This window comes from Rossellomorea sp. NPDC077527 (assembly GCF_044542955.1).
In the GTDB taxonomy this organism is placed as follows: domain Bacteria; phylum Bacillota; class Bacilli; order Bacillales; family Bacillaceae_B; genus Rossellomorea; species Rossellomorea aquimaris_E.
In genome coordinates, this window is record NZ_JBITVL010000004.1 from 298119 (window position 1) to 314455 (window position 16337).

At 40.6% G+C, this 16337-nt stretch carries 15 protein-coding genes; 8 read left to right on the top strand and 7 right to left on the bottom strand.

Translation table 11 applies throughout. From position 1 onward, the window contains the following. Positions 1-21: 21 nt before the first annotated feature. From ACIGG7_RS15945 to ACIGG7_RS15955, 3 genes are all read right to left on the bottom strand, one after another. A complete protein-coding gene (locus ACIGG7_RS15945) occupies positions 22-279 on the bottom strand; it encodes a cory-CC-star protein (RefSeq protein WP_224941319.1) in 258 nt (85 codons plus the stop codon). Positions 280-351: 72 nt separating this feature from the next. Beyond that, a complete protein-coding gene (locus ACIGG7_RS15950; protein ID WP_397550242.1) occupies positions 352-2091 on the bottom strand; it encodes a carbon starvation CstA family protein in 1740 nt (579 codons plus the stop codon). A 184-nt stretch (positions 2092-2275) separates the two neighbouring features. After that, positions 2276-2680, bottom strand: a complete 405-nt coding sequence (locus ACIGG7_RS15955; RefSeq protein WP_224940651.1) for a sporulation protein — start codon at positions 2678-2680, stop codon at positions 2276-2278. A 123-nt stretch (positions 2681-2803) separates the two neighbouring features. Here ACIGG7_RS15955 and ACIGG7_RS15960 point away from each other — a divergent pair, with 123 nt between their 5' ends. After that, positions 2804-3139 (top strand): DUF2680 domain-containing protein, encoded by a 336-nt coding sequence (locus ACIGG7_RS15960; protein ID WP_224940650.1) that lies wholly within the window; start codon positions 2804-2806, stop codon positions 3137-3139. 47 nt (positions 3140-3186) lie between these two features. On the opposite strand, the gene ltaE is transcribed toward ACIGG7_RS15960, so the two are convergent. Beyond that, positions 3187-4215 carry a low-specificity L-threonine aldolase gene (gene ltaE, locus ACIGG7_RS15965; RefSeq protein ID WP_224940649.1) on the bottom strand — a complete coding sequence of 343 codons (1029 nt, stop codon included), beginning with the start codon at positions 4213-4215 and terminating at the stop codon, positions 3187-3189. A gap of 224 nt (positions 4216-4439) precedes the next feature. Here ltaE and ACIGG7_RS15970 point away from each other — a divergent pair, with 224 nt between their 5' ends. Continuing rightward, complete coding sequence (locus ACIGG7_RS15970) at positions 4440-5696, top strand: helix-turn-helix domain-containing protein (protein ID WP_397550243.1); 1257 nt, start codon at positions 4440-4442, stop codon at positions 5694-5696. Positions 5697-5897: 201 nt separating this feature from the next. Here ACIGG7_RS15970 and ACIGG7_RS15975 read toward each other — a convergent pair whose 3' ends face one another. Then, positions 5898-6530, bottom strand: coding sequence for a DUF421 domain-containing protein (locus ACIGG7_RS15975; RefSeq protein ID WP_397550244.1), 633 nt, complete (start codon positions 6528-6530; stop codon positions 5898-5900). 114 nt (positions 6531-6644) lie between these two features. Here ACIGG7_RS15975 and ACIGG7_RS15980 point away from each other — a divergent pair, with 114 nt between their 5' ends. From ACIGG7_RS15980 to ACIGG7_RS16005, 6 genes are all read left to right on the top strand, one after another. Next, positions 6645-7877 carry an aminopeptidase gene (locus ACIGG7_RS15980; RefSeq protein ID WP_397550245.1) on the top strand — a complete coding sequence of 411 codons (1233 nt, stop codon included), beginning with the start codon at positions 6645-6647 and terminating at the stop codon, positions 7875-7877. Positions 7878-8067: 190 nt separating this feature from the next. Further along, on the top strand, positions 8068-8904 hold the full coding sequence (locus tag ACIGG7_RS15985; RefSeq protein ID WP_397550246.1) for an alpha/beta hydrolase: 837 nt from the start codon (positions 8068-8070) through the stop codon (positions 8902-8904). A 119-nt stretch (positions 8905-9023) separates the two neighbouring features. Then, entirely contained in the window at positions 9024-10217 is a 1194-nt protein-coding gene (locus ACIGG7_RS15990) for a class I SAM-dependent rRNA methyltransferase (RefSeq protein WP_397550247.1), read from the top strand. A gap of 191 nt (positions 10218-10408) precedes the next feature. Continuing rightward, positions 10409-10945, top strand: a complete 537-nt coding sequence (locus ACIGG7_RS15995) for a D-glycero-alpha-D-manno-heptose-1,7-bisphosphate 7-phosphatase (protein WP_224941318.1) — start codon at positions 10409-10411, stop codon at positions 10943-10945. 123 nt (positions 10946-11068) lie between these two features. After that, positions 11069-12985 (top strand): DUF294 nucleotidyltransferase-like domain-containing protein, encoded by a 1917-nt coding sequence (locus tag ACIGG7_RS16000; protein ID WP_397550248.1) that lies wholly within the window; start codon positions 11069-11071, stop codon positions 12983-12985. Continuing rightward, complete coding sequence (locus tag ACIGG7_RS16005) at positions 12985-13731, top strand: 3'-5' exonuclease (RefSeq protein ID WP_224940642.1); 747 nt, start codon at positions 12985-12987, stop codon at positions 13729-13731. Before ACIGG7_RS16000 ends, ACIGG7_RS16005 begins: the two co-directional genes overlap by 1 nt. A gap of 52 nt (positions 13732-13783) precedes the next feature. Here ACIGG7_RS16005 and ACIGG7_RS16010 read toward each other — a convergent pair whose 3' ends face one another. Further along, positions 13784-15046 (bottom strand): glutamate-5-semialdehyde dehydrogenase, encoded by a 1263-nt coding sequence (locus tag ACIGG7_RS16010; RefSeq protein ID WP_397550249.1) that lies wholly within the window; start codon positions 15044-15046, stop codon positions 13784-13786. 72 nt (positions 15047-15118) lie between these two features. Next, on the bottom strand, positions 15119-16234 hold the full coding sequence (gene proB, locus ACIGG7_RS16015) for a glutamate 5-kinase (protein WP_224940640.1): 1116 nt from the start codon (positions 16232-16234) through the stop codon (positions 15119-15121). Positions 16235-16337 lie beyond the last annotated feature (103 nt).

Genomic DNA, 16337 nt, shown 5'->3' on the forward strand with positions numbered 1-16337 from the left:
CTCCCCTCCTTCTATTTCTCTTTAACAACATCTGATACCGTCCAGAGGAGAGTGTTCCATCCCCATCCTTAAGTGCCAATCATGAAACTTTTCTATGATATAAGGATAAAGCTCCAGGGTGTAATAGAAGACAGGATTCGGGATCCCAAGCATGTCTGAATAGAGGAGCAATAAAAATAAATCATCCTCATCCCTCAATTCCCTGGCAATTTCCGTTTTGTGAGGGAGGCGTATCATATCATCATACAGTGCGATAATCTTTTTGAACTTTGCTTTCATTGATTCATCCATTATGATTCCTCCGTATTAATAGAATACTAAAGGGGTCTCATGTTGAGGCCCCTTTCAAGGTCATACTGTAAACTGGGTAGGATCGTCTCCCTTTTTCGAGAGGGACGATGCCGCGGTGACGAGTATCCACAAAGTAAAAATCAGGATGATGCTTCCAAAGATAAACAGGAGCATATTACCACTCGACTCACCGGCTCCCGACCATTCAAAAACAACTTGATGAATCATCGCCCAAAGTGTCATAAACATAAGGAACAGCATAGGTATCAATGTCGCTAAGTAATTTCTACCCTGACGCTTCAGCCATATGGTGATCAGCAGCAAACTGATGCCCGCAAGCAGCTGATTTGATGTCCCAAACAAAGGCCAGAGAAGATATCCACCTGAACCGAATCCTTTAGGACCCTGCGGCAGAAGCGTTAATGCGGCACTAGATACAACCGCAACCGTAGTGGCAACATGGGCATTGGTCAGTGGTTGCACCTTGTATTCCTCTCCCAATTCGGCAATGATATATCTCATGAGCCTCACAGAGGAATCCAAAGTCGTTGCAGCAAAGCTTACGATGATGACAGAAACGATCGTAGCCGCAATATCAGCAGGGATTCCTACACCTGTTGCAAGTTGCCCCGCTCCTTTAATGAATACACCTAATCCTGCTCCGCTTGCTGCGGCAAATCCACTGTAGGTTGCTTTGAATTCTGCCACGTTTGGGAAAAAGGTAATACAGGCGATGATGGCAATTAATGCGAGCGCTCCTTCTCCTACCGCCCCCAGGTACCCAACAAATCGTGCATCCGTTTCCTTATTCAACTGCTTTGAAGATGTCCCAGATGAAACCAGTCCATGGAAACCGGATATGGCACCACAGGCAATGGTTATAAACAATAATGGAAACCAAGATACGTCTGCAGAACCGTTTGTCATCGGTGCAGTGATTTCCGGGTTAGTAAATAACAGACCGAGATAGAGTAAACCAAGACCGACAATTAATTGATGTGAGTTGATATAATCTCGTGGCTGCAACAGTTTCCACACTGGAAGGATGGAAGCTATGTAAACATAAATCATTAAGATGACAATCCAGACGAAGAAAGCCATACTGGTTGAACTTAAACCAAATAATGACGTTGCATCCTGTCCACCGAAATAACGTACCAAATCGATTTGTAAAACATCCACCCTGCTTGCAATGACAGCCGAAGCATACATCACACCAAGAGCTACTATTGAAGGCAATAGCATGCTACCATTGCGTTTGTATACGGAATATCCAATCCATACCGCCAGAGGAATCTGGATAAAGACAGATAATACACTGGCTGGGAAGGTAATGAATAAATTAGCTATAACCCATGCAAATACTGCATTAACCATTAATACAAGAATTAATATGATACATAGAAAAAGTACTTTTGCCCGTTTTCCAATAAGCTTATTCGCTAAAGTGCCGACGGATTGTCCCTTATTTCGTACTGAAAGAACCAGCGTGCCAAAATCATGGATACCAGCTGCAAATACAGTCCCGAAGATTACCCAAAGAAAAGCAGGAAGCCATCCCCAATATACCGCGATTGCAGGACCTACGATCGGTGCCGCACCGGCAACCGATGTAAAATGGTGCCCCCATAGGACAAATCTATTTGTTGGTACAAAGTCGACCCCGTCCTTATACTGGTGTGCGGGGGTCTCATAATTCGGATCGAGCCTGTACACCCTCTCGGCTATAAGTGTAGAATAATATTTGTATCCTATCAGAAACACGATACCACCAATGACTGCTAACCATATTCCACCCATCAAATTCCTCCCTTTTCAAATGTATGCACACAGTTAAAATTCTGAATTTTTAGAATGTATGCGCTTCCTTCATTTTACATAGGGTTTTTATGGTTTTCAATGAGAACATTGTACTTTTTATTCCTGCCATCTTAAATAAGAAAAGAGCCAGATCCTCTAGGAATCGGCCCTTCATTTTTTTGAATTATCGGACATAAATGCTATCTTCATCTGTAGGATCCACTGCTTGAGGTATATCCACTGTCGTCCTAAGAATAGTTTGATCTGTATCAGTTGTTTTAGGATGATTCGATTTCGTAGGGAACTCAAATGGGATCCGCTTTTCTTCCCCAGCCCTGATCGTCCCGATCTTGTCTAAGGCAATCGTACCCAAATCTTTTTCATGATAGCAAAAATCACTATCTTTTTTATCTTCCTCATACTTATGAAGAAGCAGTAACTGTACCTCATTAATTGGTTGATCAGCCATTCCACCCTTCAGGACTACGTCACCTTTAATGTGGTCGCCCGGGGATATCTCTGTAGTGTGAACAATGGTATCTACTTTCACATGGCCAATGCCAATACTTGACAAAAATTTATTTAACACCTTTTACGCCCCCCTCTTTCTTGTTTATACTAACAATTCCCTCTTCGATTCGTCCACTCTTACATATTCTGCTAATACTTCGCAAAGAATATGAAGGAATCTTTGGAAAGGAGGGAATAAATATTGAAAAAAATAGTGGTATCAATACTTGCTGTCTTCCTACTCAGCCTAGGTTTCGGATCTTTGGCTTCTGCAGAAGGTGAAGGACAGGCACCCCAGCAAAAGGTGAATCTTTCAGAAGAACAAAAAGCTGAGCTTGGTAAATTACATGATCAAATGTTCTCAACAAAACAAGAACTTGTGAAGAAGTATGTCGAGTATGGTGTCTTTTCGAAAGAGCAAGGAGATAGAATTCTTAAGATGATGGAAGACAAACATCAAAAGCTAAAAGAAAATGGCTATATGATGAGATGGCACCCCCATCCTCATCATGGAAAACAATTGGATCGCAAAGAGTGAGTGAAATGGAAGGGCACGTCCTGCCCTTCCGTATTTTTATACCGTTATCACTTACTGCTGAAACTCCCCCCAAGTATATTAGACACCTTTTTCATGTCATTCATGCTCACATCATAATGAGTGGTGAATCGAACCAGAGAAGGTCCAAAGCTAACGGCCAATATCCCTTTCTCTTTTAACGAATCTACAAATTGGTCAGATGTCATTCCGGTACCGGATACGTCGGCCACGACGATATTTGTATCTACTCCATTGATCACCTCAATACCCTTGCATGATTGAAGGGCTTCCTTAAGGATTTCCGCCTTATCATGATCTTCCGATAACCGATCTCTCATTTGAGTCAAAGCAACCAAACCAGGAGCTGCAATCACACCTGCTTGCCTCAATCCCCCGCCTAAACGCTTTCTCCACTTTCTCGCCCTTTTAATAAAGCTATGGTCACCGGCAATGATCGAACCTACCGGTGCACCCAACCCTTTGGATAGGCATATTTGCACGGTGTCACAATGAACGGTGAATTCTTTGACACTTAAACCACTTGCAGCAACCGCATTAAAAAGCCTCGCTCCATCCACGTGCACTGGAATAGAATGTTTCTTGGCAATCGTATGGATGCTATGCATATTTTGCGGAGATACGATTGCACCTCCCGCACGGTTATGGGTATTTTCCAAGCAAATCAATCCTGTTTCAGGAAAGTGCTGATCCTCTGTACGAATAGCAGCTTCTACCTCTACAGGGGCCATTTCTCCATTTTCTCCTGTGATGGTTCGGGTTTGAACACCTGCCAGAGCTGCAACGGCACCTGATTCATAATAGAAAATATGCGAATTGGTTTCTAAGAGAATTTCATTTCCCGGTCGCGTATGGGTCAGTACGGCAATTTGGTTTCCCTGCGTACCGCTTGTGACGAATAACGCCTCTTCCTTACCAAGAATACCGGCTGCTTCTTCTTCAAGCTTTTGGACGGTCGGGTCTTCACCATACACATCATCACCGACTTCAGCCTCATACGCAGCCTTTCTCATAGCTTCTATCGGTTTTGTTACTGTGTCGCTTCTTAAATCAATCACAGTGAGATTCCTCCTCTAATCATTCAATGAACTTATTATAACAAAGGACTTTCGCGAATGTTTCGATAAGAATGATGTCCTCCTGAAAGAATCATACAACCAAGTACCTATAAAAAATTATAATTATAGGAATATTCTAAACTTTCTAGCTTTATTTATGATACTATTTTATTAATCTGTTCCATTGGTCAGAGTCCATTGCCCTGTCAAAGGAGAAGAATCACATGACGATCGGTTCAAAAATACGGTTTCATAGACTTAAACGCCATTTAACCCAAGAAGAATTATCAAAAGGGATCATTTCGGTATCCTACCTTTCAAAACTTGAAAACAACCAAGTGACACCTTCTGAAGATATCATTCAGTTGCTTTGTGAACGATTGGGCGTAAACCATATCCTTGATCATCCAGAGCATCTGAATAAACTACTGGAATCATGGAATCATGCATTACTTTGGAACAAATCCGACGAAGCGGGGGCCATTTACCAACTCATACAAAGGGAACTCGATCAGACAGATGAGTTAATGACCCATTTATTTCATAGGATTCTATGCTTCAGGGTGAAGTTAATTCAGGGCAATCTTTCAGAGGCTCTGAAGCACATGATGCATATTCAATCGAACTATAGAGAACTAACCGACACCTTGAAATTTTACTATCATAAATATAAAGGAAACTATTACTACCTTAACGAGGATTTCGTAAAAGCCAATGGAGAGCTAAAAGAAGCTGAAACGTACTATGTGCTTGGAAATGTTGTGAATGAAGAAGAAAGGGCCGATTTATACTATCTATTTAGTTTAGTACTGACACGTTTGAGCATGTATCGATTATCCATTTACTATGGAGAAAAGTCTCTTTCAATCTTCCAGGGAGTATATTATCAGAAAAGATGTGCAGAGGTCCATTTACTATTGGGAATCTGCTACAGGAGAATTAGAAATAGCGAGGAAGCCGTGAAGCATTATGAATGGGCCAATTTCATTTCTCAGTCCATACAGTATACTTCTTTACAATCGAAGGTCGAACAAAATCTCGGTTACTTGAAATCCTTTATGAATAAAAGCAGCGAAGCCATCCAGCATTATTTAAAAAGTATAGAACTAAAAGGAGAAGATGATGAAGGTAAGCTTTATTCTGTTCTCTCCCTTGTAAAAGAACACTATAAACTGAATCAATTTTCAGAAGTTCGTTATTGGTTACCAAAAGGGTTGCAGCTATGTTCAAAAGAAAAATATCCAGAAAAATTCTATCAATTATCTTATTATCAATTTGCTATGAACGATTTCCCTGATGGATTTGAGAGCTTTATGAGAGAATACGCTCTCCCCCACTTCAAACAAAACAGCTCTCCTCTATTATATGCCGAATATTCTAAATCCCTTGGCCATTATTACCAAGGTGTTAGAAGATATAAACTTGCTGCATTCCATCTAAATGAAGCCAATGTCATTTATGAAGAAATGCTGACTTTATAAGGAGGTGAAAAAAGATGAAAAGCCTAAAAAAATTATTGATCATTACCAGCCTTACGGCAATGGCCCTGGCAGGTGTTGTAGTAGTCAACTCAAATGAGGAAGAATTCCCTCCATTCTCAAGTAAATTATGATGTTTCTAGGACGGTCCTTTAAATTGGACGGTCCTTTAATTTTTTATGCATAAAATGGCTGGTTCGGATTTCATTTCAATTCTTCAGGAGGCTCAATGGAATGTGAACCTGAGCTCACTTCATGGAACAAATCGTTAGATGCTTCAGCTGGAGATTGAAGGTCCTTATTAGCCCCCTCGAATGCACCCTGGACCGGCCTCAAGAAAAGTGCGTGCATTTCTTGTCTCAACAGAAGTATTTCTTCTTTCGTTGCAGGCTGCTTATTCTGCTTAAGGACAAACCCCAATTGACCACTGAGCTCAAGAGTCGCTTCTTCAATATCAGAAATGGAATGCACTTGATTTTGTCTCAACTTCATCTCAAGCTGGTCTACAGTAAATCTGAGTTTCTTTAACGTATCTGTCTGTAGTTCACCATTCTTAATCAAGAGTTTGGATCTTCCGGTTATTAATTTCTCTAACCCGTCTATCTTCACTTGGGCATATTCCATCACTATCAGAGAGAGGACGAGCATCAGCCCGACTATTAAGGTAGACCAGACACTTTCCCCTGCGATTGGCTGGACAAGAAGTGATCCGATACCGATCATAATGACCACTTGAGCAATATTCATTTGTGAAATCGACTTTCTTCCCGCAATCCTCAACAATAATGTCCCCCCGATAGCAATAACGATTGCTTTCCACAGAAGATTGATATCCATACCACACCATCCTTTTTAAATGTAGGTTTTGATTAATTACGAGTAATATTCAATGAAATTTTCTGACAAAAGAGATATAGTTAAGGATGAGTATCTATTTAAGGGGGAGCATGAATGAATCAAACATTTGAGAAAAATTTAGAAAGATATGCAGAATTAATCGTAGAGGTCGGGTTGAATCTTCAAAAAGGACAGGAGCTAATGATTTCAGCACCAATCACCTCATACCAATTTGTTCGCCTGGTTACAGAAAAAGCATACGAGGCGGGGGCATTAAACGTATTAACTGATTTTTATGATGATGAGCTAAAAAAAATCCGCTTGGAAAGATCAACCGAAGACGGATTGAAAGCGTTTCCGACGTGGAAGGCAAAGGGATATATTGAAATGGCAGAAAACAATGTAGCGTTGTTAAACTTAGCAGCACCAAATCCCTCCCTACTGAGGGACACAGACCCTACACGGGTAGCCATGTTGAACAAAACCTCTGCTAAAGCGATGAAAGACTTCTCAGCTTATATCGGTGGAGGAAAGATTAGCTGGTTGATCGCAGCCATTCCTACGAATGAATGGGCCAAAACCGTTTTCCCTGAGCTTCCTCAGGAAGAAGCATTTTCTAAGCTATGGGAAAATATCTTTTATACAACGAGAACCGATCAGGAGAAAACCGTAGAACTATGGGAATCTCATATTTCAAACCTTAATATAAAAGCGAAACAATTAAACGAAGGAAACTACAAAAAACTGCACTATAAAGGACCGGGTACAGATCTAACAATAGAATTTCACCCTAAGACAAAATGGATCAGTGCACAGTTTACAAACGATAAAGGCATTCCTTTTGTGCCGAATCTTCCAACAGAAGAAGTATTTTCGATCCCTGTTAAATATGGTGTGAACGGCAAAGTTTCCAGTACAAAGCCCCTTAACTACAGCGGCACGTTGATCAAGAATTTTTCATTAACCTTCAAGGAAGGGAAAGTGATCGATTTCAGTGCAGAAGAAGGCTACGAAACACTAAAGAACCTTCTCGAAACGGATGAAGGGGCATCCTATTTGGGAGAAGCCGCATTGGTACCGCACGATTCCCCTATTTCCAATACGAATATCATCTTTAATAATACCCTTTTTGATGAAAATGCTTCATGTCACATAGCACTGGGGAGAGCGTTGACTGTGTGTGTAGAGGATGGAAAGTCTATGACATCTGAACAGTTACAGGATTTAGGCTTCAATGAAAGCATGATTCATGTAGATTTCATGATTGGATCTGGAGAGTTGGATATTGACGGTGAGAAATCAGACGGGACAATTGAAGCGATATTTAGAGCAGGTGACTGGGTGTAAAATTTGTTGTATATGGCAGAATAACGTTGAAGGCTTAAATTTCTATTTAAGCCTTTTTCTTATTGAGAAATAACGTACCATTTATGGAAAAAGTTACATAGAATATGACAAATAAATTTCTTTTTTAACATATTCAATACTTCACGAATCCATTACAATAGAGGTATACCTTTTTAAAGGAGCGATATTCTTGTCAGAAAAAAGTAGACGGTCCATTTTCTGGAGCGGCATCATCATCGTCGCTTTCTTCACATTATATACAGTATTCCGTACGACAAATGTCCAGTCCAGTGAAAAACCATTAACTGCCGAGGAAAAATACCCCACTGTTTTTGTGCACGGGTATAAAGGTACATATAATTCGTTTAAATCAATGCTGGATCGTTTTGAAAACCAACACGGTTGGGGACAAAAGACGTTGGTCATCTCAGTGTCTGACTCCGGGAGTGTCAGTTACAAAGGGACCATCCCTAAAAATCCTACTTCGCCTCCCCTTGTGCAAGTCATATTTGAAGATAATCGTGCATCAATGGATAAACAAGCGATATGGCTTGAAAACGCCATGAAATTATTGCATCATCAATTTAATGTCACGAATGTTAATATCGTTGCACACTCCATGGGCGGTCTTGCATCAACTCAATATTTAGAAAATAGTGGTATGAACTCATTTGTACCTAAAACCAATAAATTCATTTCAATAGCTACTCCTTTTCAGGGCGTTACAAAGGAATCATATGATCAAATCAATACCGGTGCAGCCGTTATCGACTTGAAGCCTGACTCACACGCATTGAAGAAAATGTATATCAATCGTCACTCAATCCCTACTGAGGTGAAAGTATTATCCATCGCCGGTTCAGGGGATGACGTGGTTAACGTCCAAAGTGCCATTGGAAGTCAATCCATTTTTGACAAAAATCCTTTTCAGTCCAAAATAGTATACGATCCATCGATTTCCCATAGCGGCTTACATGAGACTATAAAAGTCGACCGTCTTGTAGGAAACTACCTTTGGAGTAAATGATTGAAACCTAATTCCCTCTTCCGGTTGATTCTCGAGAGGGATTTTTTTTATTCAGTTGCGTAAACTTTCTTTACGTTCTATACTACACAAGACTATACCAATAGGTTAGGATGAGTTGAATGACAAAAGAAATAGTCGTGAAAGCAAGCCCCAAATACATATCACAATTCCAAAAAGGGTTTCCGCTTCTAAATAAAGAAAACGTCACAACATCGATACAGAATATACAAGATGGTGATATCCTCAAACTGGTTGACACCCATAACCGCTTTATCGCTAAAGGGTACTTTGGAATTCAAAATAAAGGAATCGGCTGGCTACTGAGCTGGAAAGAACAAGAAGACATCGATCAGGCGTTCATACATAAAAAAATTCAAGCTGCCATCAATCAACGACTTCACTTCTTCTACAGTGAAGATACGACCGCATTCAGAGTATTCAATGGAGAAGGTGACGGTTTCGGAGGCCTGACCATCGATTACTTCGATGGATATTATCTCATTCAGTGGTATTCAAGAGGCGCCTATTCTTTTCATGAAGAAGTGATGACATCGTTACGGGAATTGACCGATTTCAAAGGCATTTATGAGAAAAAACGGTTCGCCCAAGAAGGAAAATACGTCGAAGAAGATGATTTCGTAGAAGGAACACGTCCTTCATTCCCTCTGCTCGTCAAAGAAAATGGTGTTCAATTCGCGATCTATTTAAATGATGGTGCGATGGTCGGTGTATTCCTTGATCAACGTGAAGTGCGAAAAAGAATACGTGACGAGTATTCTAAAGACAAAAGGGTTTTAAATACATTTTCCTACACCGGGGCCTTTTCTGTTTTCGCTGCACTTGGAGGTGCCATTGAAACGACCAGCGTGGACCTGGCAAATCGCAGTTTAAGTAAAACCATTGAACAGTTCAGCATCAACGGAATCGATTACGAGGCTCAGAATATTATTGTTGAAGATGTCTTTAAATACTTCAAATATGCTGTAAAAAAAGAACTTTCATTTGACTTGGTCATATTAGACCCTCCAAGCTTTGCACGATCAAAGAAACATACTTTCAGTGCTGCCAAGGATTATAAGGACCTATTGAAAGAAGCCATTGCCATCACCGAGAAGAACGGAACGATCGTAGCATCCACTAACTGCAGTACATTTAATATGAAAAAATTCAAAGGATTCATTGAGACTGCTTTCAAAGAATCCAATGGAAAATATAAAATCCTAGAAGAATACACTCTTCCCGAAGATTTTAAAACGCTGAGTCAATACAAGCAAAGTGACTATTTAAAAGTTGCTTTTATCCGCAAACTATAACGGTAGGGTCCGGTACAAGCTCCGGACCTCCTTATACTTTTCCCACAAGAATTAAACATGAAGAAATGAATGATTTGATAACCATCTCCCTATAAATGACAGAATACTCTGTCATTATTTCCTCGGAAACCGCAAGAAACGACATGTAACTGTACAACTTGTTGAATAACAACGAATAAGGGGGATTTATGTTGAAAAAAGCAGTTTTTCTTGACCGTGATGGTGTGATCAATGAGGTCAAAACCAAAAGAGTTAGATTCGTGAACCGGCCTGATCAGTTTCATTTTCTCGAAGGAGTTCCGGAAGCTGCCAAGCTATTGTCCCAATCTGGCTACCTTCTATTTGTCGTAACAAATCAAGGTGGTGTTGGTTTAGGCTACCTATCCCACGATGAACTTCATTCAATACATGATCATATGGTGAAAGAAATTGAAAAAGCAGGTGGAATCATTCAGGAAGTTTCCTGTTGTACCCATAAACCTGATGCAGGATGTACATGCAGAAAACCTGAACCCGGAATGCTTCTTGATTTGGCAGAGAAATATAATATTGACATGAGTGAATCCTATATGGTTGGGGATCGTGAAGTAGACATAGAAGCCGGGCGGAAAGCTGGTTGCAATACCATTTTCCTTCATGCCCCTACTTCTTCAACGTATGACGCCGATTATTTATTTCCTGACTTGATCAGTGCGGCTGATTTCATCGTAAAGAATAATAAAATGTAATGGCGACTCACCCGCCTACACGAGCCACCTTAAGCAAGGTGGCTTTCTTGTTGTTTTACAGTTTTCAAAATGGGGAAATCTATGATAAAGTACTATGGAACTAGCATGAACGGGAGGTTTTCGATGAATCAGCAGGAATTATTTCAAATTATACGTGATCATTATCCTTTTGATGTTCTATCTCCGGAACAGCTGGATTATATTATTTCCGGTTCTAGATACACGACCTTCAAAAAAGGTGAATTTCTCTTTCATGAAGATGAAACGATAGAAGAACTGGATATTTACTTTCTCGTCTCCGGTCTTGCGAAAAATGTTCTCCATCGATCGAGTGGAAAGCAGTATTCACTCCGTTTCTATTACCCTGGCGACTTGATTGGAATCATGATCATGCTCACAAGCGGACAAATGACTTTTTCAGTGCAGGCAATAGAAGATTGCACGGTTTTCCGCATTCAAAAGGATCGCTTGTTGGAGATCATGACCAAAAACAACGACTTTTCTAAAATCATTTTTGAAAGCATCGGCAACCGAATGAAAACCCTATATGATGAAATAAAGGTAAAGTCCGCCTCAGAAACCGACGATGAGAACATCAATCTATTTCGTACAAAGGTTCATACACTTATGGATAGCCCTACTTTCATTGACGGTGATGCTACAATTGTCGATGCGGCCAAAAAGATGAAAGAACATGATACATACGGGTTAGTAGTGGTGAATCCGGATAAAAAAATGCTCGGTATCCTTACTCAACGCGAAATCCTTTCCTATATAACCAACCCTGGTATGTCTGATAAGGCAAAGGATTGGATGAAGGAAAAACCCTTCTGGATCCGGGATGAATCCTTCGCATATGAAGCCCTTTCCTACTTCAAACATGAAGAGGTGGATTTCGTCCCGATCATCCGCAATGATATCGTCGTCGGAGTTCTTACGAGTACGTCTTTCCTCAATATTCAGGATTCGAATTACCTGGATCTTTCCTATAAGATTCAAAAGGCAGTGACGAATGATGAATTGGTTGAGCTTGCTACAGTAAAGAGCGAAACTTTTCAACAATTCATACAGGACCTTCTGGCACAAGACAGCTTCGGATTTGATATTTGCGAAGTGATCTCGAATTATAACGATCGGCTTCACCGCAAAATCATCCAATTAAGTGAAAGGGAAATGAGACAAGAAGGATTCGGTTCTGCTCCAATCAATTATTGTTTCATTGTGATGGGCAGCCAGGGGCGGAGTGAGCAGGGGTTCCATACAGATCAGGATAATGGGATTATCCTTGATGATTATAATCACTTATCTGACCTTAAGAAAGTCGATCACTATTTTCAAGCATTCACCGAGAAACTGAACCAAAAACTTGCTGCATGCGGCTTCCAGGAATGTACAGGAGGCATCATGGCGAAAGAGCAAAAATGGAAGCGATCCTACACGGATTGGAAAAAAGCGATCGATGAGTGGCTTCACGAAATGGATGCTCAAGAAATTCAGAATATCACGATGTTTTATGATTTCCGTCCAATATATGGGGATTATTCCATCGCTGAAGAAATCCGGAATTACCTAGCTGACAAGTCTAAACGATCGCTTAATATGCAACAACTCTTGCGAAAAGATGCCCTACGTTTCAAACTTCCCGTCGGTCCACTGGGTCGCGTAAATCTAAAACCAAAAAATCATCTATTTAATATCAAGAAATCGGGACTCTTACAAATCGTTAATATGATTCGCATCCATTCCGTCAAGTATGGAATAAAAGAAGTAAATACGATAAAAAGGGTACAAGCATTAAAAAAATTGCAGGCATTCCATCCAAGAGATGCGGAAAATGTGAAAACAGCTATGCATATCCTTCTATCCTTAAGGACAAAACAAAATCTCATGGAACTTAGTGAAGGTAAACCCTTAAGCAATCATATAGATGTTCGTACACTTTCTAGAGAGGACCGTCAAAAATTAAAAGAATCCATTCAGATAGCCAATCGACTACAACAGGTAATGGAAATCAGTTTTAACAGGAACCGGGTGGTTTAATGGATGATATTGGCATAAATGTAGGCTACCGGATACTAAAATATTATTTATGGCAGCAGTTTTTCTTTCGATATCAAGTCAAGCGTGAAAAAGAGAAACTATCCTACCATAAATTATCTCGTGCTCTTAAACAATTTGAAGAAGAAAAACCAACCCTTCAAAAAAAGCACCTATTCCATTGTACCTTCACCATCTTTGACTTGGAGACGACCGGATTTTTCCCAGAGGTAGGAGATGAAATCATTTCTATAGGTGCTGTAAAAATCAAAGAAGGGAAAGTGCAACGAGATGATACCTTTTATCAGGTGATTGATCCCCTTCAAACGGTATCCAGAGAGACAAAACGTTTTACTGGGCTAAGGCGCAAAGATTTTGCTAATGGTGTAACGCTGCCAATCGGGCTGGAGCGTTTTTTAGAGTTCAGCAAAGGGACGATCCTGGTCGCTCACCCTGCAAGCTTTGATATTAATTTCCTGCAAAAAAGGATATATAAGTGGGAGCTCCCCTCTTTCGATCCTGAGTTTATCGATTCATTTGCATTGGCTAATAGTTTGCTTGATAGAGATGACTGCTATTTGGATGCACTTGTAAAGAAATTCAACATAGAAAATCGCACACGTCATCACGCTTTAAATGATGCCATCATGACAGCCGAGATCTTTGAGAGACTGTTGAGGCTTTGTTATCAAAAAGAGGTTCACACAATCCGGGGATTACATGAATTCCTGAATCAGGAATCGGGTTAGGATAAAATTGAAAAAGCGCATGAGAATATCTCATGCGCTTCTGTAAATATTTTTATCGAATTTGTCCAGTTCCATGCATCATATATTTTATTGTTGTCAAAGCAGGGAGCCCCATCGGTCCTCTTGCATGCAGTTTCTGAGTTGAAATACCAATTTCAGCACCAAATCCTAGTGCTCCACCATCTGTGAATCGTGTAGAAGCATTATGATAAAGAGCAGCAGCATCGACGAGCATCATGAACGTTTTCGCTGTATCTTTATTTTCAGTCACGATGGCCTCTGAATGTTTGGTTCCATATTGTTCAATATGTTCCACTGCTTCATTTAAAGTAGACACAATTTTAACAGCGATATCAAGACTTAAATATTCGTTTGCCCAGTCCTCTTCTCCTGCAAGCTTTGCATCTGCTATTGCCTCGACCACTTTCTCATCTCCATGAATGGAAACATTATGCGTTTTAAGCTTTTCAACGAAGGCATCCCGATTCTGATTGAACCATTCTTCATGAAGAATGACCGTTTCAGCCGCATTACAAACAGCTGGACGATCCGTTTTCGCATTGATGATGATGTTCAATGCCTTGTCCACTTCAGCTTCCTTGTCGATATAAATATGACAGTTTCCTACTCCTGTCTCAAGGACAGGAACCGTAGCATTATTCACAACGGCATTGATCAACGCTCCACCACCACGGGGAATTAACACATCAATATGTTCTTTCATTGTAAACAGTTCATTTGTCGCTTCACGATCTGTTGTATTAATGAATTGTACGGCATCTTTCGGTATCTCTGTTTGTTCCAAGGCTTCATGCATGACGTCGACAATGGCTTTGTTCGACGTGATGGCGTTTGAACCACCTTTGAGGATGATGGCGTTTCCTGATTTTAATGCAAGTCCGGTAGCATCTACAGTAACATTTGGACGTGCTTCATAAATCATACCGATGACACCAATCGGCACGGTCACTTTTTGGACTTGCAACTGATTTTCCAATGTCCAATCTGAAACCACTTTACCAGTAGGGTCTTCCAGTTCAGCAACTTGACGAAGTCCGTTTGCAAAGTCTTCAACCCGTTCTTTAGAAAGTGATAAGCGATCCATAAACGCTGCTTCAAAACCTTTTTCTCTTCCTCTTTCAAGATCTTTTTCATTTTCCTTCAAGATCGTTTCGTACTTCGCTTCTAGATGATCGGCGAGAGTATGAAGTGCTTTATTTTTTTGTTCAGTCGTTAACATACTGAGTGTTTTTGAAGCTTTCTTTGCCAGAATGGCTTGTTTTTTTACATCGGTTTTTTCTACAGTTAAAGTCATCAAATACCTCCTGATTATTTTAAACAACGCTCTTTGTAAACATTTTTAATGATGAATCATAGTAATCCTAAATTATACTCCTACTGGAATCGGCACTTCTACATGACAGACAAGCTGATCGATTTCCACTACGATTTCATCTGCATTAATGTCTGCTGGGTTCTTAAGCTTTCCTGAACGATAGTTGACGATTCCGAGCCCGACTTCCTCATTGCGATTATCAAGAATTCGAACGACGGCACCTTTATCAAATCGGCCTTTCACAGTATAGATATCTTCAATCGTCAAGCTTTCCTTCTGTTCTAAAATGCGGTCTTTCGCACCTGAATCGATGGTGATTTCACCTTCTGGGCCTGAATTGAACGCAATCCACTGTTTTTTGGAATCGAGATTCACAGAATCTTCCGTCGATTCGAAATAGGTTCCTTTAGCGGTATGTTGGACAGCATCATAAATGACGTTTGCATTTCCAGACTTTCCGAGGAACGCTGGGATGCCGGATGCCATTGTAATCTTAAATGCGTCTATCTTCGATCTCATGCCGCCTGTACCGACAGAGCTTCCAGGTTCTCCAGCCATGTCTTCAATATCCTCTGTAATTTCTGTCACACTTTCAAGAAGTTCAGCATCTGGATTTTTGCGTGGATCAGAATCATATAGCCCATCAATATCGGATAGAATGATGAGTTGATCGGCATCAACCAGCGCTGCAACTTTAGCAGATAGTGTGTCATTATCTCCAAACTTCAAACGGTCAATCGTCACGGTATCATTTTCATTCACAATGGGAATGATTCCTCTTTCTAGTAGGACATTAATCGTGTTTCTTGCATTGTTATATCTGTCTTCGTCAGAAAAATCACTACGAGTGATCAAAATTTGAGAAGCCACGTATCCGTTGGAAATTAACAGATCGGAATACGCTTCTATTAATAGTCCTTGGCCGATTGCTGCTGCGGCCTGCTTCTCTGGTAATGAACTTGGGCGTGTCAAACAACCCAATTTACGGTAACCCGCAGCGACAGCTCCTGATGAAACCAACAACACTTCATGGCCGTCGTCCTTTAGACGGACAACCTCATCCACAAGGCGTTCAAGCTTTCTGCGGCTCATTTCTCCATGTAAGCTTGTCAATGAACTACTTCCAATCTTAATGACAATACGTTTCTTCTGATTATCTTGGGACATTCAATCACTCCTAGTAAAAAGGGTCCGTCCCTCGCCCCTCTTTCTTTATGCAGGGACGGACCTGTATTTCTGGTTTGGCTGGTATCATTTATATGAGGTGTTT

Bases quoted from the DNA above. Each gene is read 5' to 3' on its own strand.
- ACIGG7_RS15950 (WP_397550242.1), bottom strand. From the start codon at position 2,091: ATGGGTGGAATATGGTTAGCAGTCATTGGTGGTATCGTGTTTCTGATA.
- ACIGG7_RS15975 (WP_397550244.1), bottom strand. From the start codon at position 6,530: ATGGATATCAATCTTCTGTGGAAAGCAATCGTTATTGCTATCGGGGGG.
- ACIGG7_RS16000 (WP_397550248.1), top strand. From the start codon at position 11,069: ATGAATCAGCAGGAATTATTTCAAATTATACGTGATCATTATCCTTTT.
- ACIGG7_RS15945 (WP_224941319.1), bottom strand. From the start codon at position 279: ATGAAAGCAAAGTTCAAAAAGATTATCGCACTGTATGATGATATGATA.
- proB (WP_224940640.1), bottom strand. From the start codon at position 16,234: ATGTCCCAAGATAATCAGAAGAAACGTATTGTCATTAAGATTGGAAGT.
- ACIGG7_RS15980 (WP_397550245.1), top strand. From the start codon at position 6,645: ATGAATCAAACATTTGAGAAAAATTTAGAAAGATATGCAGAATTAATC.
- ACIGG7_RS15970 (WP_397550243.1), top strand. From the start codon at position 4,440: ATGACGATCGGTTCAAAAATACGGTTTCATAGACTTAAACGCCATTTA.
- ACIGG7_RS16005 (WP_224940642.1), top strand. From the start codon at position 12,985: ATGGATGATATTGGCATAAATGTAGGCTACCGGATACTAAAATATTAT.
- ACIGG7_RS15990 (WP_397550247.1), top strand. From the start codon at position 9,024: ATGACAAAAGAAATAGTCGTGAAAGCAAGCCCCAAATACATATCACAA.
- ACIGG7_RS16010 (WP_397550249.1), bottom strand. From the start codon at position 15,046: ATGACTTTAACTGTAGAAAAAACCGATGTAAAAAAACAAGCCATTCTG.